Source organism: Plantactinospora endophytica (assembly GCF_016862915.1).
Classification (GTDB): Bacteria; Actinomycetota; Actinomycetes; order Mycobacteriales; family Micromonosporaceae; genus Plantactinospora; species Plantactinospora endophytica.
On the sequence record NZ_BONW01000039.1, the window covers coordinates 23,683 to 45,358 of the forward strand.

The window sequence follows — 21,676 nt, forward strand, 5'->3', positions numbered from 1 at the left end:
CGGGTCAGCCGGTGGGCGGGGTGAGCGGGCGGCGGCTGGACTCCCGGACGACGAGTTCGGGTTCGAAGACCACCTGCTGGTGGCGGTGCTCGGCCGGCTCGTTCACCTCGCCGAGCAGCAGGCCGGCGGCGGTCTGGCCGAGTCGCTGCCGGGGTTGGCGTACCGAGGTGAGCGGCACGGCCGCAGCGGCGGCGAAGTCGATGTCGTCGTAGCCGACCAGGGCGATGTCCTCGGGTACCCGGATCCGCTGCTGGGTCAGCCCCTGGAGGACGCCGAGCGCGAGCAGGTCGTTGGCGCAGAAGACGGCGGTCGCTCGGTTCTGCCGGGGTGCGCCGAGCAGTCGGGCCGCCGCGTCCCGGCCGGCGGCCACGGTCAGCGCCGGGGTGTCGAGCCAGGGCAGGTCGCTCTCGGCCAGCCCTGCCCCGGTCATCGCCTGCACCGCGCCGGTGTGCCGGTCCCGTACCTGTTCCAGTCCGACCGGCCCGCCGACGAAGGCGATCCGTCGGTGCCCGGCCTCCAGCAGGTGGCGTACCGCCAGTTCACCGCCGAGCCGGTCGTCGACCGAGACGGAACAGAGGTCGGCGTTCCGGGAGCGCCGGTCGAGCAGTACGACGTGGATGCCCCGGTCCCGCAGCCGGAGCAGCCGGCTGCTGGCGTCGTCGACGGGAGTGATGAGGACGCCCTGCACCCGCTGCTCCTTGAGCAGGTCGAGGTAGGCGTCCTCGCGGGTCCGGTCACCGTCGCTGTTGCAGAAGATCAGTGCCATTCCGGCGGTGCCGATGGTGTCCTCGACGCCCTTGGCGATGTCGGTGAAGAACGGGTTGGCCACGTCCAGCACGACGAGGCCGACGGTCCGGCTCCGGCCCCGGCGCAGTTGCCGGGCCGCGTGGTTGGGTACGAAGCCGAGTTCGTCGATGGCCGCGAGGACCCGGGCGCGGGTCGCGTCGGAGACCAGCTCGGGCTGGTTGAGGACGTTGGAGACGGTACCCATCGAGACCCCGGCGTGACTGGCGACGTCGCGGATGCTCACCACGGGGGTCTCGCGCACCGCTGTCCCTCCCTCCGCATCGGCCTCCAACTGAATCGTGTCAAGGATGCCTGGCGGCTCGGGCGGCGGGGGGTACCTGACCGGATGTGGCCACCGCTGGCGTGACAGGCGGCGCGGACGAACGCGACGGAGCGGGTGAACGTGGCATCGGCCCTGCCCACGGCGGGGTTACTCGAATAGGAAAGGGCTTACCTCCGGGTAACGATTCGGTAACCGTGTCGAAACGCTTGACCGGCTGCGAAAGGTGCATCTAGCGTCTTCATCACATTGGGCTGAAACGTTTCATGGCTGGAGGGCTCGATGCCCGAGCGTGCAGACCCGGTACCGGCGCGGCTGGCCCTGTCCGGCGTACGGAAGTCGTTCGGCGCGGTGCACGCGCTGGCCGACGTACGTCTAGAACTGCGGGCCGGCGAGGTGCACGCGCTGGTCGGTGAGAACGGTGCCGGCAAGTCGACCCTGGTGAAGATCCTGGCCGGGGTGCACGCCCCGGACGCCGGAGAGTTGACGATGGACGGTGCGCCGCTGGTGCTGACCGGTCCGGCCGACGCCCGCGCGGCCGGGATCGCGGTGATCTACCAGGAGCCGACGCTCTTCCCGGACCTGTCCGTGGCGGAGAACATCTTCATGGGCCGGCAACCGCTGCGCGGCCTGCGCCGGATCGACACCGCCGCGATGCGCGAGCGCGCGACGGAACTGTTCGCGCGGCTCGGCGTACCCCTCGATCCGGACCGACCGGCGCGCGGACTGTCCATTGCCGACCAACAGCTCGTGGAGATCGCCAAGGCACTCTCCTTCGAGGCCCGGGTGCTGGTGATGGACGAGCCGACGGCGGCGCTCTCCGGCGTCGAGGTGGAACGGCTCTTCGCGGTCGTCCGTTCGCTGCGCGAGGCCGGCGCGGCGATCCTGTTCATCTCGCACCGCTTCGACGAGGTGTTCGCGCTGAGCCAGCGGATCACGGTGATGCGGGACGGCCGATGGGTCTCCACCGACCCGGCCGACGAGCTGGACGTCGCCCAGGTGGTACGCCGGATGGTCGGCCGGGAGGTGTCGCAGCTCTATCCGAAGCAGCCGACCGAGGTCGGCGAGGTCATCCTCCGGGTACGCGGGCTCAACCGGCGCGGCGTCTTCGCCGACGTCGGCTTCGAGGTGCGCCGGGGCGAGATCGTGGCGCTGGCCGGCCTGGTCGGGGCGGGGCGCAGCGAGGTGGTCCGGGCGATCTTCGGCGTCGACCCGTACGACGCGGGCGAGGTACTGGTCGACGGCGTACGCCTGCCCGGCGGCCGGCCGGCGGCGGCGATGGCGGCCGGACTGGCGCTGGTACCGGAGGACCGCCGCCAGCAGGGGCTGGTGATGGAGCTGTCGATCGAACGGAACGCCACGCTGACCCGACGCTGGCCACTGGCCCGGTTCGGCCTGCTCGGCCGGGGCGCGGAACGGGCCGCCGCACAGACCTGGACCCAGCGGTTGCAGGTGAAGGCGGGCCGGCTCGGCGACCCGGTCTCCACCCTCTCCGGCGGCAACCAGCAGAAGGTGGTGTTGGCGAAGTGGCTCTCCACCGTGCCGAAGGTGCTGATCGTGGACGAGCCGACCCGGGGGATCGACGTCGGCACCAAGGCGGAGGTGCACCGGTTGATGTCGCAGCTCGCCGGGGAGGGAGTCGCGGTGCTGATGGTCTCCAGCGAGTTGCCGGAGGTGCTGGGCATGGCCGACCGGGTGCTGGTGATGCACGAGGGCCGGCTGGTCAGCGAGATAGCCCGGGACGCGGCGACCGAGGAGTCGGTGATGCTGGCCGCCACCGGACAGGGAGGTAGGGCGTGACGACCACGACCCGACCGGGGGCGGGGCCGGACGCGGCCGAGGTCCGGGCCCGCAGCGGTGCCGCCGGGATGCGGCTCGGCCACCGGCTCTTCGTGGCCCGCGAGGTCGGCATCGGGCTCGCCCTCGTCCTGCTGGTCGGGGTGACCACCGCGGTCAACCCCCGGTTCCTCTCCGGGCAGGGCCGGCAGGACCTGATGCTCGGCGCGACCATCCTGGTGGTGCTGGCGGTCGGCCAGGCGATCGTGATCATCACCCGCAACGTGGACCTGTCGGTCGGCTCGATCCTGGGCCTGGCCGCGTTCGCCACCGGAAAGCTCTTCCTGGCGATGCCGGACGCGCCGATCGTGCTCGCCGTACTGGTCGGGACCGGGCTCGGCGTGCTCTGCGGCGTGGTGAACGGGGCACTGATCGCGGTGGCCCGGGTACCCGCCCTGGTGGTCACCCTCGGCACCCTCTACGTCTTCCGGGGCATCGACTACTCGTGGGCGGCGGGTCAGCAGATCAACGCCGCCGACATGCCCAGCGGCTTCAAGAGCATGGGCACCGCCGACCTGCTCGGCATCCCGCTGCTCGCCCTCTTCGCGGTCGCCGTACTGCTGGTCGCCGGCTTCTACCTGAAGTCGTACCGCAGCGGCCGGGAGCTGTACGCGATCGGCTCGGACCCGGCGGCGGCCCGGCTGCACGGCATCCCGGTGGGGTGGCGGGTGTTCGGGGCGCTGGTGGTCAGCGGCGGACTCGCCGGCCTGGCCGGAGTGCTCTACGCGGCCCGGTACGGCACCCTCGACGCGGCGGCCGGCACCGGGATCGAGTTGAACGTGGTCGCGGCGGTGGTGGTCGGCGGCGTCGCCATCTTCGGCGGCAGCGGCTCGGTCTACGGTGCGGCGCTCGGCGCCGTACTGCTGAGCACGATCGGCAGCGCCCTGCCGGTGCTGAAGGTCAACCCGTTCTGGCAGCAGGCGGTCGTCGGGGCGCTGATCCTGGCCGCGATCGGACTGGACCGGGCCCTGGCCGCCCGGGTGGCGAACCGGCTACGAGGAAGGAAGGCCCGTGGCGCCTGACAGGACGACGGGCCGGTCGGCCCGCTGGGTTTCCACCTTCGGCACCTGGGACGTGCTGGTGATCGTCGTGTTGGCCCTGGTGGTGGTCGGCTCGTCGGTACTGGTCGAGGGCTTCGCCACCGCCCGGTTCTGGGGCTTCCTGCTGCTGGACATCGTGCCGATCGCACTGATCGCGCTGCCGATGACGCTGATCGTGATCACCGGCGAGATCGACCTCTCGGTGGCCAGCACGCTCGGCCTGGCCAGCGCGGTACTCGGCCAGCTCTGGGTGAGCGGGCTGCCGCTGGTGCTGGCCGTACCGCTGGTGGTGCTGCTCGGTGCCCTGCTGGGCGCGGTCAACGGGCTCTTCGTCGCCGGGTTCGGGCTGCCGTCGCTGGCGGTGACGATCGGCACCCTCGCCCTCTACCGTGGCCTGGCGTACGTGGTGCTCGGCGACCGGGCGGTGGCGGACTTCCCGATCGGCTGGACCGGCAACTCCATCGAGGCACTGCCCGGCACCACGGTCCCGTGGGTGGTGCTGCCGCTGGCCGTACTGGCGATCGGCTTCGGGGTGCTGCTGCACGCCACCCCGGTCGGCCGGGGCCTCTATGCGATGGGCAACAACGACCAGGCCGCCACCTTCTCCGGGATCGCGGTGGCCCGGACCAAGTTCTGGCTCTACGTCGTCACCGGCGCAATCGCCGCGCTCGCCGGAGTCTTCTGGACCATGCGGTACGCCAGCGCCCGCGCCGACAACGGCGCCGGGCTGGAACTGTCGGTGGTGGCGGCGGTGCTGCTCGGCGGCGTCTCCATCTTCGGCGGCCGGGGCACGCTGGTCGGCGTCCTGGCCGGGGTACTGCTGCTGATGACGCTGCGCAACGCGCTGCAACTGGCCGACGTGCCGGCCGACACCCTGACCGTGGTCACCGGCACCCTGCTGATCGTCTCCGTCGTCGGGCCGAACGCGGCCGGCATGCTCCGGGCGCGGATGCGACGGCGACGACCCGCCGCACCCCCGGTGGCGGGCGCCGAAGGCGCCTGACCACGTCTCCACCCCCCGCTGTAACCACTGTCGAATCCTCCGGCCCGCGAGTTGGGCGGCTGTATGTCAGGAAGGGACCAGTCATGACCGTCATGCGATCCAGAGGCGTACGGATGGCTGCCGCCGCGGCCACCCTGGCGGCGTTGCTGCTCAGTGCCGGCTGCGCGAGCGACGACGAGGGCACCCCGTCGGGTGGGGCCTCCGCCGGTGGCGGCGGCTCGATCAAGGAGGGGCTGAGCGTCGCCTTCCTGCCCAAGCAGGTCAACAACCCGTACTTCACCGTGTCGGACAACGGTGGCAAGACGGCGGTGGAGGAGTTCAAGGGCGAGTACAAGGAGGTCGGTCCCTCCGAGGCGAGCGCGTCCTCGCAGGTCAGCTACCTGAACACGCTGACCCAGCAGGGCAGTGACGTGATCGTGGTGTCGGCGAACGACCCGAACGCCATCTGCGGGGCGGTCAACCAGGCCCGGCAGGGTGGTGCGAAGGTGGTCACCTTCGACTCCGACACCAACAAGGACTGTCGGGACCTCTTCGTCAACCAGGTCACCGGGCAGGGGATCGCGGAGAACCAGGTCAAGCTGATCTCGGACGCGATCGGCGGCAAGGGCAAGGTCGCGATCCTGTCCGCGACCGCGAACGCGACAAACCAGAACGCCTGGATCGAACTGATGAAGACCGAGCTGAAGAAGCCGGAGTACAGCGGGATCGAGCTGGTCACCACCGTCTACGGCGACGACAAGGACGAGAAGTCGTTCCAGGAGACCCAGGGCCTGCTCTCCGCCCACCCGGACCTGAAGGGCATCATCTCGCCGACCACCGTCGGGGTCGCGGCGGCGGCCCGCTACCTCTCCGGCTCGCAGTACAAGGGCAAGGTGGCGTTGACCGGGCTGGGCACCCCGAACCAGATGCGCGAGTTCGTCAAGAACGGCACCGTCAAGAGCTTCGCGCTGTGGAACCCGGCCGACCTCGGCTACCTGGCCGCGTACGCGGGTGCGGCGCTCGCCTCCGGGATGATCACCGGCAAGGAGGGGGAGAAGTTCACCGCCGGCAAGCTCGGTGAGTACACCGTCGGCGCCGAGGGCGTGGTGGTGCTCGGCCCGCCGACCGTCTTCGACGCCGCCAACATCGACCAGTTCAACTTCTAGGCGGTACCCGCCCGGCGCCGCCGCCGGCCAGAGCCGACGGGTCCACCCCCGACAGCTCTGGCCGGCGGCGTAGCCGGGTCAGGCCGCAGGGAGGAAGGAATGGTGTCGTGACCGTACCGATCGAGCAACGCCATCGGATGGACGACGAGGAACTGGCCCTGCTGCGACTGCTCGCCCAAGGGCTTCCGGTCGACGCGGTCGCCCGCCGGCTGGAGATGTCGGAGCGGACCGTGCGACGGCGTACCCGGGCGATCTGCGACCGGCTCGGCGTGCCGGCGCCGATCTCGGCGGTGGTGTGGGCGGTCCGGCACGGCCTGCTCTGAGCGACCGCCCACCGGCAACTGCTGTCAGCCGGCGTCGCCGGGGCGGTCCTCCGGGGCGACGACGTACTGCCGCAGGTAGAGGTCCTGGAAGGTGACCGGTCCGCGCGGGCCGGGTACGTGGTCGACGTTGATGCCGGTCTCCGGTACGCCGTGCAGCTTGAAGCCGTCCAGCAGCCGGGTGGTGGCGTTCCAGAAGATGCCGGTGCCGATCGCGGTGGCGATGAACCGCTCGGCGGCGGCCCGGTCCTCGGTGACGATCGTCGCGGCCAGCCCCGAGGTCTCGGTGTTGGCGATCGACACCGCCTCGGCAAGATCGGCGACCTCGGCGACGGTCACCGTCGCCTCCCGCCCGCTGTCCAGCGCCCACTCGTAACCGACCGGGTGGTCGTACGGCGGCAGCGAGGCGCGTACGCCCAGCTCGGTCAGGGCCGCCTCGAAGCGTGGCACCGCCTGCCCGGCGACGTCCCGGTGCACCAGCAGCAGGTTGACCCGGTTGCAGACGCCCAGCCGGTCCAGGCCGGCGACCAGTAGTTCGGTGGCCCGGTCCAGGTCGGCGGCGGCGTCGACGTAGAGCACCCCGCCGCCGTCGGCGTGCGCCAGGGTACGCACGCCGTGCCGGGCCGCCTCGGCGCCGAGCGAGCGGGTGGCGTCACCACTGCCGCGCAGGATCACCAGCGGAATCAGGTCGGTCTGCCGGACCAGGGCGACCGCGCTGCCCCGGCTGGCGTCCGGCAGCAGTTGGATCGCGTCCGGGTCGAGCCCGACGTCGCGCAGCCCGGCGGCGATGACGTGCCGGTGCAGCGCCTCGGCCGAGGTGAGCGCCGCACCCCCGGTACGCAGCACACCCGCGTTGCGGGACTTGACCAGTTGCGAGGCGACGTCGACCGTCACGTTCGGGCGGGCCTCGAAGTTCGCCCCGATCACCCCGACCGGCCGGCGTCGCTCGGAGAGCCGCAGCCCGCCGGGCAGCGACCGCAGCGGCGTCTCCCGGGCCGGGAACGGCGCCTCGGCGAGCAGCCGCAACTGGTCGGCCATGCCCTTCAACCGGGCCGTGTCGAGCCGGAGCCGATCCTGGAGAGCGGGGCTCATCCCGGCCTTCCCGGCGGCCTCGACGTCCTGCTGGTTGGCGGCGAGGATCTCGCGCTCGGCGGCGACCAGGCGGTCCGCCATCGCCGTCAACGCGGAGTCGATCACCGAATCGGGGGCCTCGGTCAACCCGGCCGACGCCGCCCGGGCCCGCCGGCCGCACTCGGCGACCAGGGCGTGCACGCGCTCGTCCGCTCCGCCGGAGGCTCCGTCGGCCGTCTCGATCGACACCATCTTCCGGTCTCCTTCGCCGTCCTCGTCCGCCGTCACGCCCGTCCGCCGCCGTCACGCCTGTCCAAGGCGCTGGTGACAGCCACCGAGTGTGACACGTTTGTTCAACGAGGGAGCAATAGTGTCCGCTATTCAGGACCAGCCGGGCGGCCCGGGGGCTCAGAGACGACCATGATCGTCGTACGGATAGGGTCCCCGCCATGTCGAAGAACCTGGTGCGGGTCGTCTTCCTCGACGCCGACACCGGAGCACAGCTCGGCCGGAGCGAACTGCCGCTCGGGCAACTGCCGGAGAGCTTCCAGCCGGCGACCACCCTGGAACTGGCCGGCGCCACCTGGTCGGTGGAACGCGCCGAGCCGCCCACGGCAGCCCAGTTCGCCGCCACCGGCACCCTCACCCTCACGCTGCGCCGGGTCGAGTCGGCCCCGCCCGGCGACATCCTGTACTCGCTGCCGACGCTCTGCGCCAGCCTGCCGGCGGTCGCCCCCACCCCGGCCGGTGCCGACCGGCTCGAACTGCACGAGGACGACTGGCGGCAGGTGGAGTTCGTCAGCGCCGACCTCGGCGACGAGGTCCAGGCCGAACTTCGGGAGGTACGCCGCAGCTTCGAGCAGCACGCCCGCCGCGACGAGCAGGGCCGGGTGCAGGGCTTCCAGAACATCCACGTCCGGAGCAACCCGGTCAACCCGCTGTCCCGGCCGGTGTCCCGGACCGGACTGCTGGACCTGCTGCCGCCGGACGCCCGCAGCCGGGGCGGGATCGGCTTCCGTGGCCAGCGGGGGATCGTGCCCAGCTCGTTCGCGGTGACCGTCGGCCGGGTACTGCTGTACGGCCTCGCCGACGGCGACGCGCTCGCCGTACTGGCCCTGCGGGCCGAACCGGGTCCGGCGGCGGAGCCACAGCCGGGGCTGGTCGCCGCGTTGGAGCGGGTGATGCACGAGGCGGACCTGCTGCTCGTCGACTGGTGCCGGGTGGCTCTGGTCGGACCGGCGTCGGTCGGTGACTACCTGGCCGCCACCGGAGCCGTCGGCCGGAGCTGACCCGATGCGGCGGGCCGGCCGGAGCTGACCTGGCGGCCCAGCGGGTCGGTCGGAGCTGATCCGAGCGGGCTCGGTTCGAGCGCTCCTGGTCCGGGCGCTCCTGCTCCGAGCGCTCCTGCTTCGAGCGGGCCGGGGGCTGGACGGGGCTTTCTAAACTCGGCCCGTGCCTCCCGGCATCACCGATCTCGACGGGCTGGCCCGGGCCGCCGCCGCTGGCGACCGGGACGCCCTGGACCGCCTGCTCGTCGCGGTACGCCCCGACGTGCTGCGGATGTCCGCGCGCTTCCTGCCCAACCGGGAGGACGCAGAGGAGGCATGCCAGGACACCCTGCTGGCGGTGGCCAGGGGGATCACCGGATTCGACGGGCGGTCGGCGTTCCGGACCTGGCTGCACCGGGTCGCCGCCAACCGGGCCCGGTCGACGTACGCGACACTGCGTCGGCGGTTCGAGGCCGAGGGGCGTGGCGGGCCGGTGCCGGAGACACCCGACCCGCGCCGGACCAGCGTGGTCGCGGGCACCCGGCTGGACCTGCTCGACGCGCTGGAGGCGATCGGCCCCGAGTACGCCGAGCCGGTGGCGCTGCGGGACGTGCTCGGGCTGCCGTACCGGGAGATCTCGGTGTTGCTGGGGCTCGCCGAGGGCACCGTCAAGTCCCGGATCCACCAGGGGCGGCAGCGGTTACGCGACCGGCTCACCGACGCACAGGTCTGATCTGGTGCGCCGCCGGCCGCCCCGCCCCACCGCCGTCGAGATCGGCAAACCCGACCCTCGCCGTCGGAGGCGGCTCGTCGTGCCGGGGCTGCTGATCGTGGCGTTGCTGGTGGCCGGATGCGGTTCGGCGCCGGTCGCCCCGCTGCCCGCACAGTGGCCGACGCCCACCCCGATCGGCAGCGCCACCGCGAGCCCCACCAGCACCGCTGGCCCGTCCCGACCGGCGGCCACGTCGACCCCGGCCGCCGCCACCACCGCGCCCCGCACGCCCCGACGCACCCGTACCCCCGCGCCGTCCCGGGCCACGCCGACCGTCGAACTCTCCCCGGCCTGCCTGCCGGCGGTGATCTACACCGTGGACGGGTCGGACAGTGCGGCGATGCCCAAGGCGCTCTGCCTGACGGTGGCCGCGATTCTGCGCATCCAGAACGTCGGCCCGGGGACCGTCACCGCCACTCCGGCGGACAGGGTCGCCCAGCACTACGAGGGCGGTGTGGTCGACTGCCGCATGCTCCGGCCAGGCACCGTCGAGGTGAGGATCGAGGGGGAGACGGGCAGCCACACCATCACCGTGCTCGTGGTCGAGTGATCGTCGGATGGGCGCCGGCCATACGTGGGACGGCGGGACGAGTGACGACCGGGAGCCGGCGTCAGGGGCGTACCCGGATTCCGGCCAGTAGCGTGTCGACGAAGTTTGCCGAGGCGTTCGCCGGGGGCGCGACCTGCACGTACAGCAGACCGGCAGAGTCCGGGGCGAGTGCGGCGACCTCCACGATCACTGGCTTACCGGTGCGGCAGGCGGTGAACGCCGCCACGTACCAGTCGACGGAGCCGCGTCGCACGGTGCGTACCGGGGCCGCCTCGCACTCGGCGTGCGGGCGTTCGGCGAGGTATCCGGCCGGGTCGTGCCGTTCGGCCAGGCTGCCGGAGAGCCCGACGAAGGCGCCCGGCACCGTCGGGTCGGTCGGCCAGCGCTCCGGATCCGGCGACATCACCAGCGCCGGCTCCAGGTCACCGTCCGGGCCACGCTGGCCGATCCAGCCCGAACCCGTGGCCCGCCAGCCCTCCGGCAGGGCGACGGTGATCCGGCTGGTCGAGTCGGTGCCGATCCGGCTGTCCCGGCCCAACCAGCCCGGCCACAGCACGGTGAACGCGGTGCCGGCGAGTGCGGTGACGGCGAGTGTGGCGGCCCCGAGCAGCGTGGCGGCCCGGAGCGGGCGGCGGCGTGGTCGGCGTACCGGAGATGGTTGGTCGGTCGATGCGGACGGCCCGGCGGTGCCGGTGGCCAGGTCCAGCGCGGCGGCGAAGGCGGCGGCGTCCGGGTAGCGCTCCGCCGGGGACCGCGCCGTGGCCCGGTGGAGCACGGCCGCGACATCCGGGGGTACGCCGGGCCGCAGTGCGATTGCCCCGGCCGGCCCGTCGGCGGTGTCGTTCCGGCCCGGCGTGTCCTCCGGTCCCGTGGCGCCAGGCGGTGGCGTGCCGAGCAGTGTCGTGCCGAGGCGACCGAGCCCGAAGACGTCGGTGCGGGCGTCGACCAGCGCCGCCGGGGACTCCTGTTCCGGCGCCATGTAGCCGGGCGTGCCAGCCCGGGCGGTCAGCCCGGACGCCGCTGCCAGGGCCTTGGCGAGCCCGAGGTCGGCGATGAGCACCGATTCGTCGGTCCCGGCGTCGCCCGACGCGCTGTCCTCTGACCCGGTTGTCGGCGTCGTGGCGCTCTCGTCCGGTAGGTGGTTGGCCGGCGATGGCTGGAACAGGACGTTGCCGGGAGTTAGATCCCGGTGCACGATGCCGTTCGCGTGCAGCACGGCCACCCCGGCGGCGATCTCGCGCAGCACCCACAGTGCCCGGCCTACCGGCAGCGGCCCTGCCGCGAGACGGTCCCGCAGGCTGCCACCCTCGGCCCAGGCCATCACCAGGTACGGCCGGCCGTCGGCCAACTCGCCGACCGAGTGGACCCGGACGAGCCGCTGGTGGTCCAGCCGCCACAGCAGGCGGGCCTCGTCCAGGAACCGTTCCCGCACCCGCAGGTCGTGGCTCCAGTTCTCGGCCAACACCTTGATCGCCACCCGCGCGTCGAGGGCCGGGTCGTGGCCCAGCCAGACGGTGGCGAACGAACCGAAGCCCAACAGCCGCTCGACGCGGTACGGGCCGATCCGCTGCGGCGGGTTCACGTGGGCGGCTGGTGGCGGTCGCGGGTCACCAGGCCGGAAGCGCTGGTCACCGGCTCAGGATACTGCGAGATCGCCAGGCGACCGACGTCCCGGCCTACTCGGACGTTACGGCTGGCAGGGGCACTCGCAACGCCAGTCCCGGAGCGCGGCGGCCGGGTGCCGGTTCGGGTCGACCTCGATGCAGTTGTGGTCCTGGTCCCCGGCAGCCAGCGCCGTGGCGCACCGGACGCAAAGGTGGACCGGCAGCGAAATGTTGATCACGTTCGGGTCGGACGTCCAGGACACGGGGAGCGGCCCGGAGTCCGTGGACGGTACGGCTTGGTGCGGTAGGTCGTCACTGAACACATGTCACCCCTCACAGGAGCGCGGGCAGGTCCGGCCACGGAGCCCTAGTCACGTAGCCGGACCGCATCCGTTGTTTGTGCCCCTCTAGGTAACGACAATCAGCCACCCCCTGTCAAGTACGACAGGGGGCATTTCGACATGTGAAATGGCGAGCCACCAGCGCAAACGGGTGACTCGGGTAGGACTTCCAAGTCCGTAAGGGGTTCTCGTCCGGAAGCTCAGGCCATGGCCCGGCGGAAGTTGTACGGCTCAGCGGAACTCCAGGAGCGCCTGGGTGTGTCCCGCGTTCGCGTCGTGCAGCTCACCAGCCGGTCGGACTTCCCGGAGCCGGTCGACCGCCTCGCTGGCGGCGCCGTCTGGTGGGCGGAAGACGTGGAGCGCTGGATCGAGGAACACCAGCCGTGGAAGGCCAGGGGAGCGGACGAGCCACCGCCGCCGGAGGACTGAGCGTCACCCAGACGTGAAACGGCCCGCACCCCGAGTAGGCATCCAGGGGTGCGGGCCGTTGTTCGTGTGGCCTCAGCCGGCGTCGGGGTACGTCAGCACTGGTCGTCGCCGCCGACGAAGGAGGCGAGTACCCGGTCCCGCTCGCCACTGGCGATCCGGTAGACGTACGGGGTGTAGGGGTCCTCGAAGAAGGCGATGATCCGGCCGCCGCTCGGCACGACGTACGCGCGCAGCGTCCACTTGCCGTACTCGATCGCGCCCTGCGGGCCGTACTGCTGCTCCAACTCGTCGAGGGTCATCCCGACCCGCCCGCCGGCCCTGGTCCGGATCGTCGGATCGGTGCTGGAGAGCAGGACCAGCCGGTTGCCCTGGAACCTGAGCAGCAGGATGCCGGCGTACCGTCCGGTGGCCTGCCCGGAGTAGAAGCCGGTGCAGGTCTGCTCCTCCTCGACATTCGTGACCAAGCCTTGGGCGAGTAGCCCGGTACGGGTGGAGACCCCGATCCGGTACGGGCCGATCCCGTCGGCGGTGAGCACAGGACGGAACGCGACACGTCCGGTGCGTACCCCGACGACCGCCCCGAATCCGCCGCCGCCGTCCCCGGGAGCGGCGGCCCGTACCGGCGCGGCGGCCCGTTCCGGTGCGCCGACGACGGTCGACGCGGCGGCAACGGTCGACGCGACCGACGCGGCCGGCACCGCGCTCGCCGGAGCGGCCGGGGCGACCGGAGTGGCCGGGGTGACGACGAGAGCGGCGAGCAGGATGCCCAGGCCGGCGACGGAACGCCGTGCTGGTATGTACATGGTGGACCTCCGGTCTGATCGGTGCTGTCATCCGGTTAGTCCCGGCCACCGGAGGGGTTTGTTCGGCTCGCCGCTGCCGGAAACCCGACAGTGCCCGGCCCGTCCCGCGCCGTGCGCCGGATGCGGTCCCGGCCCGTCCCGCGCGGCGCGCCGCTGCGGATCCGCCGGCTTTCCGGCGCCGTTGTCCACCGGTCGGTGGACAGCCGGATTCCATCCGGTGGTCGTCCCCGCCGGGCCTCGTCGGCGGAAGCATCGAGGCATGACAGTCGTCAGCGCGCAGGGGTTACGCAAGAGCTACGGCGGCGAGGTGGCGGTGGACGGGATCGACCTGACCGTCGAGCGGGGCGAGGTCTTCGCGCTGCTGGGGCCGAACGGGGCGGGCAAGACCTCCACGATCGAGATCCTTGAGGGGCACCGAAAGCGGGACGGCGGCACCGTGTCGGTGCTCGGCGAGGACCCGGGTACGGCCGGCCGGCGGTGGCGGGCCCGGCTCGGGATCGTGTTGCAGACCGCCACCGACGCCGCCGAGCTGACCGTCCGGGAGACCGTCCGGCACCTGGCCGGCTACTACCCGAACCCTCGGGACCCGGACGAGGTGATCGAGGTGTGCGGGCTGACCGGGAAGGCGAGCGCCCGGATCCGTACCCTCTCCGGCGGTCAGCGCCGCCGGCTCGACGTGGCCCTCGGCATCGTCGGCCGACCCGAACTGCTCTTCCTGGACGAGCCGACCACCGGCTTCGACCCGGAGGCCCGTCGGCAGTTCTGGTCGTTGATCCGCCGGCTCGCCGACGAGGGCACCACGATTCTGCTCAGTACCCACTACCTGGACGAGGCGGAGGCGCTGGCCGGTCGGCTCGCGGTCCTGGCCGGTGGCCGGATCATCGCCGAGGGCACCCCGGCGACCATCGGCGGCCGGGCCGGCGTCGCGGCCACGGTCAGTTGGCGGGACTCCAACGGCGAGCACCACGAGCAGACCGCCGACCCGGTCGACCTGGTGGCCCGGCTGACCGCCCGAACCGGCGGAGCAGTGACCGACCTGCGGGTGCACCGGCCCAGCCTGGAAGACGTCTACCTGGACCTGATCGGAGAAGGTCGATGACCGCCACCGAGCCGACGACCGAGACCGGGCCGACGGGCGCCACCAGCACGCCGTCTCCGACGGTACGGCTGCCGTCGACGTTCCGGGTCGGTCTCGCCCGGGGAGCCGTCGAACTGAAGCAGTTCTTCCGGCAACGTGACGCGGTGGTCTTCACCTTCGCCTTCCCGGCCTTCATCGCGCTGATGCTGGGGCTGATCTTCGACGAGCCGGCGTACGGCATCCCGGGCCTCACCATCAGCCAGGTCTTCGTGGTCGGGATGATCGCGTACGGGATCGTCTCCACCGCCTTCATCAGCGTCGGCGTGGGGATCGCCGTCGACCGCGAGGACGGCACGCTAAAACGGCTGCGGGGCACTCCGGCCACCGCCGTCGCGTACTTCGTCGGCAAGATCTGCCTGGTCGCGGCCTCCACGGTCGGCGGGATCGCCCTGCTGCTCGCGGTCGGGGTGTTGCTCTTCGGGCTGCGGCTGCCGACCGATCCGGCGCGCTGGCTGACCTTCGGCTGGCTGCTGGCGCTCTCCGTCGTCGCGTGCACCCTGCTGGGCATCGCGGCCAGTTCGCTGGCCCGGTCGGCGAAGAGCGCGCCAGCGGTGTTGAACCTGCCTGCGATCGCGCTCCAGTTCGTCTCCGGGATCTTCGTGCTGAACGACACGCTGCCGGCCGGGATGCTCAGCGTGGCATCGTTCTTCCCGGTGAAGTGGATGGGACAGGGCTTCCGGTCGGTGTTCCTGCCGGACAGCATGATGGCGCAGGAGGCGGCGGGTTCCTGGCAACACGGTACGACGGCTCTGGTGCTCGGCGCCTGGTGCGTGGGCGGACTGCTGCTCTGCCTGCTGACCTTCCGGTGGACCGAGCGCGGCAGCCGTTGACCTTCCGGTGGACCGAGCGCGGCAGCCGTTGACCCGTCGACGGACCGAGTGCGGCAGCCGGTGACCGTGCCGGCCGACGAGGTCCGGCGGCTGCCGAGCGTCAGGTGGGCAAGCCGGCCCGGGAACGGCGGGGGAGTGGGAGGTCAGGCGGTGATCAGGGTGTTGCTGGTGGACGACCATCCGGTGGTCCGGGACGGACTGCGCGGGATGCTGCACACCGAACCCGACCTGGAGGTCGTCGGCGAGGCCGGCTCGGGCCAGGAGGCGGTGGTGGCGGCCCGGGCGCACCGGCCGGACGTGATCCTGATGGACCTGCGGATGCCGGGCCTGGACGGGGTGTACGCCACCGAGGCGATCCTGCGCGAGTCGCGGAGTTGCCGGGTGGTGGTGCTGACCACCTACGAGAGCGACGCGGACATCCTGCGGGCGGTGGAGGCCGGCGCCATCGGGTACCTGCTGAAGGACGCCACCAAGGCGGACCTCACCGCCGCGATCCGGGCCGCCTCCCGGGGCGAGACGACGCTCGCACCGTCGGTCGCCGGCCGGCTGGTCCGGCAGGTACGCGGTCCGGCCGGTCCGACGCTCTCCGCCCGGGAGGTGCAGGTGCTCGCCCTGGTGGCCGAGGGCCGGACGAACGCCGAGATCGGTCGTGCCCTGCACATCAGCGAGGCGACGGTGAAGACACACCTGCTGCGTACCTTCGGCAAGCTCGACGTCTCCGACCGGACCGCCGCCGTCACCACCGCGATGGCTCGGGGACTGCTCGGATAGGTCTCCTCCGGCGTCCGGTGCCGTACGGGGGTCGGCACCGGACGCCGGAGGGCTCGGATCAGGGGTTCAGGACGTCGAGGCGGTGTCGGTGTCGGCGGTGAGGAGTTCCCGGACCCGGGGGACGACCTCGGTGCCGTACCGCTCGATCGTCTCCATCAGACGCTCGTGCGCCAGCGTGCCGGCCGAGTACTTCAGGTCGAAGCGCTGCACCCCGAGGACCTGTACCGTTCGGGCGATCTTGCGGGCGACGGTCTCGGCCGAGCCGACGTGCCAGGCGCCGTTGGCGATGTCGGCGTCGAACCGGGCCCGGGTCATCGGCGGCCAGCCGCGCTCGGCGCCGATCCGGTTGAACAGCACCCGGACGTGCGGCCAGAGCAGGTCGGCCGCCGCCTCGTCGGAGTCGGCGACGAAGCCGGGCGCGTGCACCGCGACCGGCAGCGGCTCCCGGCCGAACTCGGCGAGGGCGCGGTGGTAGAGCTGCACGTACGGGGCGAACCGGGCCGGGTCTCCGCCGATCACGGCCAGCACCAGGGGGAAGCCGTAGCGGGCGGCGCGGACCACCGACTCCGGGCTGCCGCCGACCCCGACCCAGGTACGGATCCGGCCGGACTCGGTCTTCGGATAGACGTGCTGCTTGGTCAGCGACGCGCGTACGGTGCCCTGCCAGGTGACGGCGTCCTCGGTGAGCAACTGCGACATCAGGTCGGCCTTCTCCTCGAAGAGCCGGTCGTAGTCGGTCAGGTCGAAGCCGAACAGCGGAAACGACTCGGTGAACGAGCCTCGGCCGAGGATGATCTCCGCTCGGCCGAGGCTGAGCGCGTCGAGGGTGGCGAACCGCTCGTAGACGCGTACCGGGTCGTCGGAGCTGAGTACGGTGACCGCGGTACCGAGCCGGATCCGCTCGGTCCGGGCGGCGATCGCGGCCAGCACGATCTCGGGTGCCGAGACCGCGTAGTCGTCCCGGTGGTGCTCGCCGAGCCCGAAGAAGTCGACACCGAGCCGGTCGGCCAGCACCGCCTCCTCGACCACGTTGCGGATCACCTGGGCGTACGGGACCGGGTTGCCCGCCGCGTCGGCGGTCACGTCGCCGAAGCTGTCCAACCCGAATTCCACGGCCGTCGCCATGTCGTCCTCCCACGCCTCACGCCGGTCGTACCGTGCGGCCGGCTTCCCGGGCGGTGCAACGGGGGTGCCGGGGGTCGCATTCCCGCCCGGCCAGGTGCGAAACGTCACCGCTGACCGGTACGCCGGTGCCCGCCGAACGGTACGGCGCGAGCCGTTACGACGCGGGGTCCGCGAGCCGGTACGGCGCGGAGGTAATGGCGTCGCCCGCGTGCCGACCGTCCCGGTAGGGTGACCCGGCCGGCCGCGGGACTCAGGTACGACTTCCGGAACCCGCCTCTTAAGCGATGATTCGCAGCTCGTGCCCCCATTCCCCGGCCGGCTCCCACCACTTCCGCAAGGAGGGTCGTCGTGCTGCCGCTGTCGGACCGGGTCGCCTGCGAGGACGTGGTCATGTTCGTCAACGCGGCGGTCACCTCGACAGGGCAACGCGAGTTCCGGGCGGGCGCCGCCGAGCAGCGGATGTCGCTGGCGTTCCTGCACGACTACGTGCTCGGCAACTACCGCGACCTGTACGCCGCGACGCTGGCGCTGGACGTCAACCACTTCAACGCGGCGCTGGTGGTGACGAACCTGCTCCGCACGGCGCGACTCGCCGACCCGCAGCGGCGGGCGGTGGAGGGGCGGCTGATCGCGGCCCGGTTGCGGCTGCTGCCGCCGCAGCGGGTGTACCGGGTGTTCGGGGAGTTGCGCCGGCTCGGGCTGAACAACCGGCGTACCCGGGCGATCATCCGCGACTGGCTGGCGGCCCGACCCGATCCGGCACTGGACGCCGTCAAGTACCGCCGGGGGTTCTCCGTCGCCGCCCGGCACGCCCACCTGGCACTGCCGACCGAACTCGGTACGGTGCTGTTCGACTGGCGCCGCCCGAAGCGGTACGACACCCCGATCCTGGAGACCTGGCGGCGGGCGCACTACGAGCAGCGGTCGCTGTACGGGCTGCCGTACACCGTCGCCGAGGGGCTGGCGGCCCTGCACGGCATCGACCGGGCGAAGTTCCTGACCGGCATCGCCCCGATGCTGACCGGCGGCGAGCGGCTCCGGCTCCAGTCCTCGGCCCGCCGGCTCGGCGTCGACGCGGTCCGGATGGACCTGTCCCGGGCGCCGCTGACCCGGCTCGCCAGCTTCGTGCTGTCGCTGCCCCGCGCGGAGCGCATCGAGCGGCGGGACGAGTTGACCGGGGCGCTGGTCGCCGCTGCCCGCCGGGCCGCCGGCCGGCAGGCCGGTAGCTGGGGGCGAGTGGTGGCGGTGCTGGACGACAGCTACTCGTCGTCCGGTTCGGGGGAGAAGCGCCGCCGTCCGTTGGCGGTGGCGCTGGCCACCCACTTCCTGCTCGGCGTGCTCGCCGCCGACTACACCGGACTCTGGCTGCGCCACCGGGACGACCCGTTGCTGGTCCGGGCGGCCGGCGCGACCGGGCTGGGGGAGCGGCTGGTGGACGGGCTGGCGCACCGGCCCGACCGGCTGGTGGTGGTCTCGGACGGCTGGGACAACGCGCCACCCGGGCAGGCGGCGGAGGTACTGCGGATCTGGGGTACCCGGCTCGACCCGGAGCGGCGGACCTTCGTCGTACACCTCAACCCGGTGTACGACAGCGACAACTTCGACGTGCGCCGGCTCGGCCCGGCGGTGGCGACCGTCGGGGTACGCGACGCCGAGGACGCCGCCGCCCTGGTCGAACTCGCCCGCTTCGCCACCGGTACGGCGAGCTTCGACGAGCTGCGCCGACACCTCGACGACCGGGTCGCCCGGTTCCTTGCCAACGAACCGGGCCGCTCGGCGGTCCAGGAGCCGGCCCGGCCGGAGGTGGCGGCGTGAGCCCGACCCGGATCGAGGGCAGCGCACCCGGCCCGTGGCGGTGGGACCTGTCGACGAGCGGACTGGTCGCCGGCCCCGACCAGGTGTGGGGTGCCGTCCGGCTCCAGCCGCTGCTGCGCGCCGAACCCATCACCGACCTGCGGCTGCACCCCCGGCTCTACGACCCGGACGACCTGTCGCTGGTGGCGGTGGACCGGCGTACCAGTTACGTCTCCTACATCCCGCACGCCTTCGTGGCGAGCTGGACCGCCGACGGCAGCCCGGCCGCCACGTACGGCACCCAGTTGGTCGACCCGGCGGCGGGCCGGCCGCCCCGGGGCATCGGGCTGCACTTCCACCGCCGGATGGCCCGACGTGAGGAGAAGCGCCGGCTGCGGTTCCTGCCGCTGCACCTGGCCCTGGAGGGCTATCTCGGGTTGCAGTTCGGCGGCCCGCCGATCGCCTGGCAGGAGTGGACCCGCCGGGCCGTCACCCGTGGGCTGTCGCCCCGGTCCGAGGCCGCGTACGCCGGCAGCGAGATCCCCGGGCTCGGCGACGCGCTGCGGATCTTCGAGATCCATCCCGACCAGTGCGGCGTACTGCTGTACGTCGCCGACGCGCTCGCCGCCGCCCTGGTGGTGCCGCACCCCGACGACTACCGCGCACTGCATCCGACCCTGCTCGGCGACCTCTACGGCGAGCTGGTCCACCAGTACGCGCACCTCTATCCGGCGGTACCGGAGTTCCGCAGCAGGCTCGACGACGACCGGGTGCACAGCGTCGCCGACCTGCGGGCCGAGGTGGCGCGCGACCGGGCCGGCTGGGACGGGCTGCGGAACCTGCTCGCCGACGGGCTCTTCGGCGCCGAATACCGCACGGTCGAGGAGGTGTACCGGATGAACGGCTTCGTGCTGTCCCGGTTCCTGCCGCCGTTCCATCCGGACCGGGAGAACCACGTCGGCGAGGTCGTCACCGACACCGACGGTCGGCTGGCGTACCTGAAGACGTTCCGGCTCTCCGCCGCGCAGGCCCGCCGGGGCTATCTGCTCGGCCGGCTCGGCGCGCACGACTGGGACCTGGACGCCACCGCCGCTGCGCTCGGCACCGACCGGGCCGGGCTGACGCTGCGCCTCGACCGCGCCGGCTTCGGCCACCTGCTGCGTCCGGACATCCTGGACGCCTGCCGCGCCCAGGCCCGGACCTCCGGCAACCGCACCGGCCGGACCCGCCGACGGCACTGAGCGGACCCGCCGACCGCACCGGCCGTATCCGCCGACGGCACTGACCCGGTCCGCCGGGCGGCACAGACCGGGCTTGGGCGGCGGCGCTGAGCGGGTCACCCGGGCGTTGCCGGCCGGGATCGATGTCATTCGTTGACCGGCCATCGGCCGCATGATCTGATGCGCGGACGCGAAGATGCGTCAATATTTCGATCGGATGTCCTTGGGGGTCGAAGATGTTCGGGTTCCGTCGACCCGTGTTGGCTGCGGCGCTGGTGTTCACCCTCGCCTCGGCCGGCACGCTGTCGGGCGTCGTCGCCGCACCGGGTACGGCCTCGGCGGCCCTGCCGACCGCCGCGGTCGCGCTCGGCGACAGTTTCGTCAGCGGCGAGGGTGCCGGTGGCTACCAGCCGGTGGTGGACGCGGGCGGCACGGCGCAGGGCTTCCCCGGCTGGTCCGCGCCGAACAGCAACGCGTTCTTCTGCCACCGGTCGGCGAACGCCTCGCTGCACCAGGCGAGCCTGCCCGGCATCCAGGCCCGGTTCAACCTCGCCTGCTCGGGCGGGCAGCCCTACGACATCACCAACGCCTCGGCCGGCCGGACCAAGGGGCGTACGGTGGCCGCGCAACTCGACCAGCTCCGCGCGGTGGCGCAGACCCACGACATCGACCTGGTGCTGCTCGGGCTCGGCTCCAACAACAGCTCGTTCACCTTCGGCGACGTCGCCTCGAAGTGCGCCAACCGGTTCATCGCGGACGCCTGGACCGGCTGGTGGGAGTTCTGGGCGTACATCGGCGGCCCGGTGCCGCAGGCGCCGTGCGCCGGCAACGACCTGGCCACCTCGGCCCAGTTCTCGGCGGCGACCGCCGAGACCGCCAACGCGGTCCGGCAACTGCTGGCCACGCTGGACCAGGTCGACGCCGACGGGCAGCACCGGATCGTCTTCCAGGACTACACCAACCCGCTCCCGTTCGACCTGGAGGCGCGGTTCCACGAGGAGGACAGCCGGGACGACAGCCGGGACAAGTTCCGGGCGCTGGGCGCGGAGCGGTACGCGGCCGGTTGTCCGGTGCACCGGGCCAGCCTGGCCGCCGGTCACCTCTTCTCCTCCGGTCTCGGCACCCTGGTCCAGTCGGTGCACGGCACGATGCGTACCGAGTTCCCCGGCGACGACCTGGTCTACCTGAACGTGCAGCGGGCCTTCGACGGTGCCCGGCTCTGCGAGACCGGGTCCAGCCCGACCGGCGCGCTGGCCACCCCGATCCGGTTGCAGGACGGACCGAGCGGCGTACCGGTGACCAGCCTCTCCGGCCACGACAAGATCTACATCCAGCGGATCGCGGACGCCTGCGTGACGTACTTCCAGACCTGCCAGGAGTCGTGGCACCCGAACGCGGCCGGGCACGCGGTGCTCGGGCAGTGCCTCGCCGGTGCGGCGGCCACCCCGAACCGGGCCGTCGCCTGCGTACGTTCCGGCTCCGGGGCGATCACCGTGAGTTGAGCCTCGGCCGCCCGTCCAGCGGGTCGGGTCCGCACCGGCGTCGGGACC

The 21,676-nt window shown here is 72.5% G+C and carries 20 protein-coding genes; 15 read left to right on the top strand and 5 right to left on the bottom strand.

Features of this window, described 5'->3' with window-relative positions:
* Positions 1-4: 4 nt before the first annotated feature.
* Positions 5-1,048 carry a LacI family DNA-binding transcriptional regulator gene (locus Pen02_RS31825; protein WP_239141636.1) on the bottom strand — a complete coding sequence of 348 codons (1,044 nt, stop codon included), beginning with the start codon at positions 1,046-1,048 and terminating at the stop codon, positions 5-7.
* 300 nt (positions 1,049-1,348) lie between these two features.
* Between Pen02_RS31825 and Pen02_RS31830 the strand changes: the two genes are divergently transcribed.
* The 5 genes from Pen02_RS31830 (at position 1,349) to Pen02_RS31850 (ending at position 6,413) form a co-directional block, all read left to right on the top strand.
* Complete coding sequence (locus Pen02_RS31830; protein WP_203869863.1) at positions 1,349-2,866, top strand: sugar ABC transporter ATP-binding protein; 1,518 nt, start codon at positions 1,349-1,351, stop codon at positions 2,864-2,866.
* Positions 2,863-3,924 carry an ABC transporter permease gene (locus Pen02_RS31835; RefSeq protein ID WP_239141639.1) on the top strand — a complete coding sequence of 354 codons (1,062 nt, stop codon included), beginning with the start codon at positions 2,863-2,865 and terminating at the stop codon, positions 3,922-3,924. Before Pen02_RS31830 ends, Pen02_RS31835 begins: the two co-directional genes overlap by 4 nt.
* Complete coding sequence (locus tag Pen02_RS31840; protein WP_203869864.1) at positions 3,914-4,945, top strand: ABC transporter permease; 1,032 nt, start codon at positions 3,914-3,916, stop codon at positions 4,943-4,945. The genes Pen02_RS31835 and Pen02_RS31840 overlap by 11 nt, the downstream gene beginning before the upstream one ends.
* 83 nt (positions 4,946-5,028) lie before the next feature.
* Complete coding sequence (gene rhaS / locus Pen02_RS31845; protein ID WP_203869865.1) at positions 5,029-6,090, top strand: rhamnose ABC transporter substrate-binding protein; 1,062 nt, start codon at positions 5,029-5,031, stop codon at positions 6,088-6,090.
* A 107-nt stretch (positions 6,091-6,197) separates the two neighbouring features.
* Entirely contained in the window at positions 6,198-6,413 is a 216-nt protein-coding gene (locus tag Pen02_RS31850; protein WP_203869866.1) for a helix-turn-helix domain-containing protein, read from the top strand.
* Between the two features lie 24 nt (positions 6,414-6,437).
* Here the strand turns inward: Pen02_RS31850 and Pen02_RS31855 are convergent, their stop codons facing one another.
* Positions 6,438-7,733 carry an aldehyde dehydrogenase family protein gene (locus tag Pen02_RS31855; RefSeq protein WP_203869867.1) on the bottom strand — a complete coding sequence of 432 codons (1,296 nt, stop codon included), beginning with the start codon at positions 7,731-7,733 and terminating at the stop codon, positions 6,438-6,440.
* Positions 7,734-7,930: 197 nt separating this feature from the next.
* Here Pen02_RS31855 and Pen02_RS31860 point away from each other — a divergent pair, with 197 nt between their 5' ends.
* The 3 genes from Pen02_RS31860 to Pen02_RS31870 all read left to right on the top strand — a co-directional run bounded on the left by Pen02_RS31860 (position 7,931) and on the right by Pen02_RS31870 (position 10,071).
* Positions 7,931-8,770: a hypothetical protein gene (locus Pen02_RS31860; RefSeq protein ID WP_203869868.1), complete on the top strand. Its 840-nt coding sequence runs from the start codon at positions 7,931-7,933 to the stop codon at positions 8,768-8,770.
* 163 nt (positions 8,771-8,933) lie between these two features.
* On the top strand, positions 8,934-9,482 hold the full coding sequence (locus tag Pen02_RS31865) for an RNA polymerase sigma factor (RefSeq protein WP_239141640.1): 549 nt from the start codon (positions 8,934-8,936) through the stop codon (positions 9,480-9,482).
* Positions 9,483-9,561: 79 nt separating this feature from the next.
* Entirely contained in the window at positions 9,562-10,071 is a 510-nt protein-coding gene (locus tag Pen02_RS31870) for a hypothetical protein (RefSeq protein WP_203869869.1), read from the top strand.
* A gap of 61 nt (positions 10,072-10,132) precedes the next feature.
* Here the strand turns inward: Pen02_RS31870 and Pen02_RS31875 are convergent, their stop codons facing one another.
* Positions 10,133-11,653 carry a serine/threonine-protein kinase gene (locus Pen02_RS31875; RefSeq protein ID WP_203869870.1) on the bottom strand — a complete coding sequence of 507 codons (1,521 nt, stop codon included), beginning with the start codon at positions 11,651-11,653 and terminating at the stop codon, positions 10,133-10,135.
* Between the two features lie 621 nt (positions 11,654-12,274).
* On the opposite strand from Pen02_RS31875, the gene Pen02_RS31880 reads away from it, so the two are divergent.
* Entirely contained in the window at positions 12,275-12,445 is a 171-nt protein-coding gene (locus Pen02_RS31880) for a DNA-binding protein (protein ID WP_307837752.1), read from the top strand.
* Positions 12,446-12,537: 92 nt separating this feature from the next.
* Here the strand turns inward: Pen02_RS31880 and Pen02_RS31885 are convergent, their stop codons facing one another.
* Positions 12,538-13,248 carry a hypothetical protein gene (locus Pen02_RS31885; RefSeq protein WP_203869872.1) on the bottom strand — a complete coding sequence of 237 codons (711 nt, stop codon included), beginning with the start codon at positions 13,246-13,248 and terminating at the stop codon, positions 12,538-12,540.
* A gap of 259 nt (positions 13,249-13,507) precedes the next feature.
* Here Pen02_RS31885 and Pen02_RS31890 point away from each other — a divergent pair, with 259 nt between their 5' ends.
* The 3 genes from Pen02_RS31890 to Pen02_RS31900 all read left to right on the top strand — a co-directional run bounded on the left by Pen02_RS31890 (position 13,508) and on the right by Pen02_RS31900 (position 15,987).
* Positions 13,508-14,347, top strand: a complete 840-nt coding sequence (locus tag Pen02_RS31890) for an ABC transporter ATP-binding protein (protein WP_203869873.1) — start codon at positions 13,508-13,510, stop codon at positions 14,345-14,347.
* The gene (locus Pen02_RS31895; RefSeq protein ID WP_203869874.1) at positions 14,344-15,216 is read left to right on the top strand and encodes an ABC transporter permease; all 873 of its coding nucleotides are present in this window, start codon (positions 14,344-14,346) and stop codon (positions 15,214-15,216) included. The genes Pen02_RS31890 and Pen02_RS31895 overlap by 4 nt, the downstream gene beginning before the upstream one ends.
* A 150-nt stretch (positions 15,217-15,366) precedes the next feature.
* Entirely contained in the window at positions 15,367-15,987 is a 621-nt protein-coding gene (locus tag Pen02_RS31900) for a response regulator (protein WP_203869875.1), read from the top strand.
* A gap of 66 nt (positions 15,988-16,053) precedes the next feature.
* On the opposite strand, the gene Pen02_RS31905 is transcribed toward Pen02_RS31900, so the two are convergent.
* Positions 16,054-17,112, bottom strand: coding sequence for an LLM class flavin-dependent oxidoreductase (locus Pen02_RS31905; RefSeq protein WP_203869876.1), 1,059 nt, complete (start codon positions 17,110-17,112; stop codon positions 16,054-16,056).
* Between the two features lie 348 nt (positions 17,113-17,460).
* Between Pen02_RS31905 and Pen02_RS31910 the strand changes: the two genes are divergently transcribed.
* The 3 genes from Pen02_RS31910 (at position 17,461) to Pen02_RS31920 (ending at position 21,628) form a co-directional block, all read left to right on the top strand.
* The gene (locus tag Pen02_RS31910; protein WP_239141643.1) at positions 17,461-18,927 is read left to right on the top strand and encodes a hypothetical protein; all 1,467 of its coding nucleotides are present in this window, start codon (positions 17,461-17,463) and stop codon (positions 18,925-18,927) included.
* Positions 18,924-20,147, top strand: coding sequence for an ARPP-2 domain-containing protein (locus Pen02_RS31915; protein WP_239141645.1), 1,224 nt, complete (start codon positions 18,924-18,926; stop codon positions 20,145-20,147). Before Pen02_RS31910 ends, Pen02_RS31915 begins: the two co-directional genes overlap by 4 nt.
* A 215-nt stretch (positions 20,148-20,362) precedes the next feature.
* Complete coding sequence (locus Pen02_RS31920; RefSeq protein WP_203869877.1) at positions 20,363-21,628, top strand: SGNH/GDSL hydrolase family protein; 1,266 nt, start codon at positions 20,363-20,365, stop codon at positions 21,626-21,628.
* Positions 21,629-21,676 lie beyond the last annotated feature (48 nt).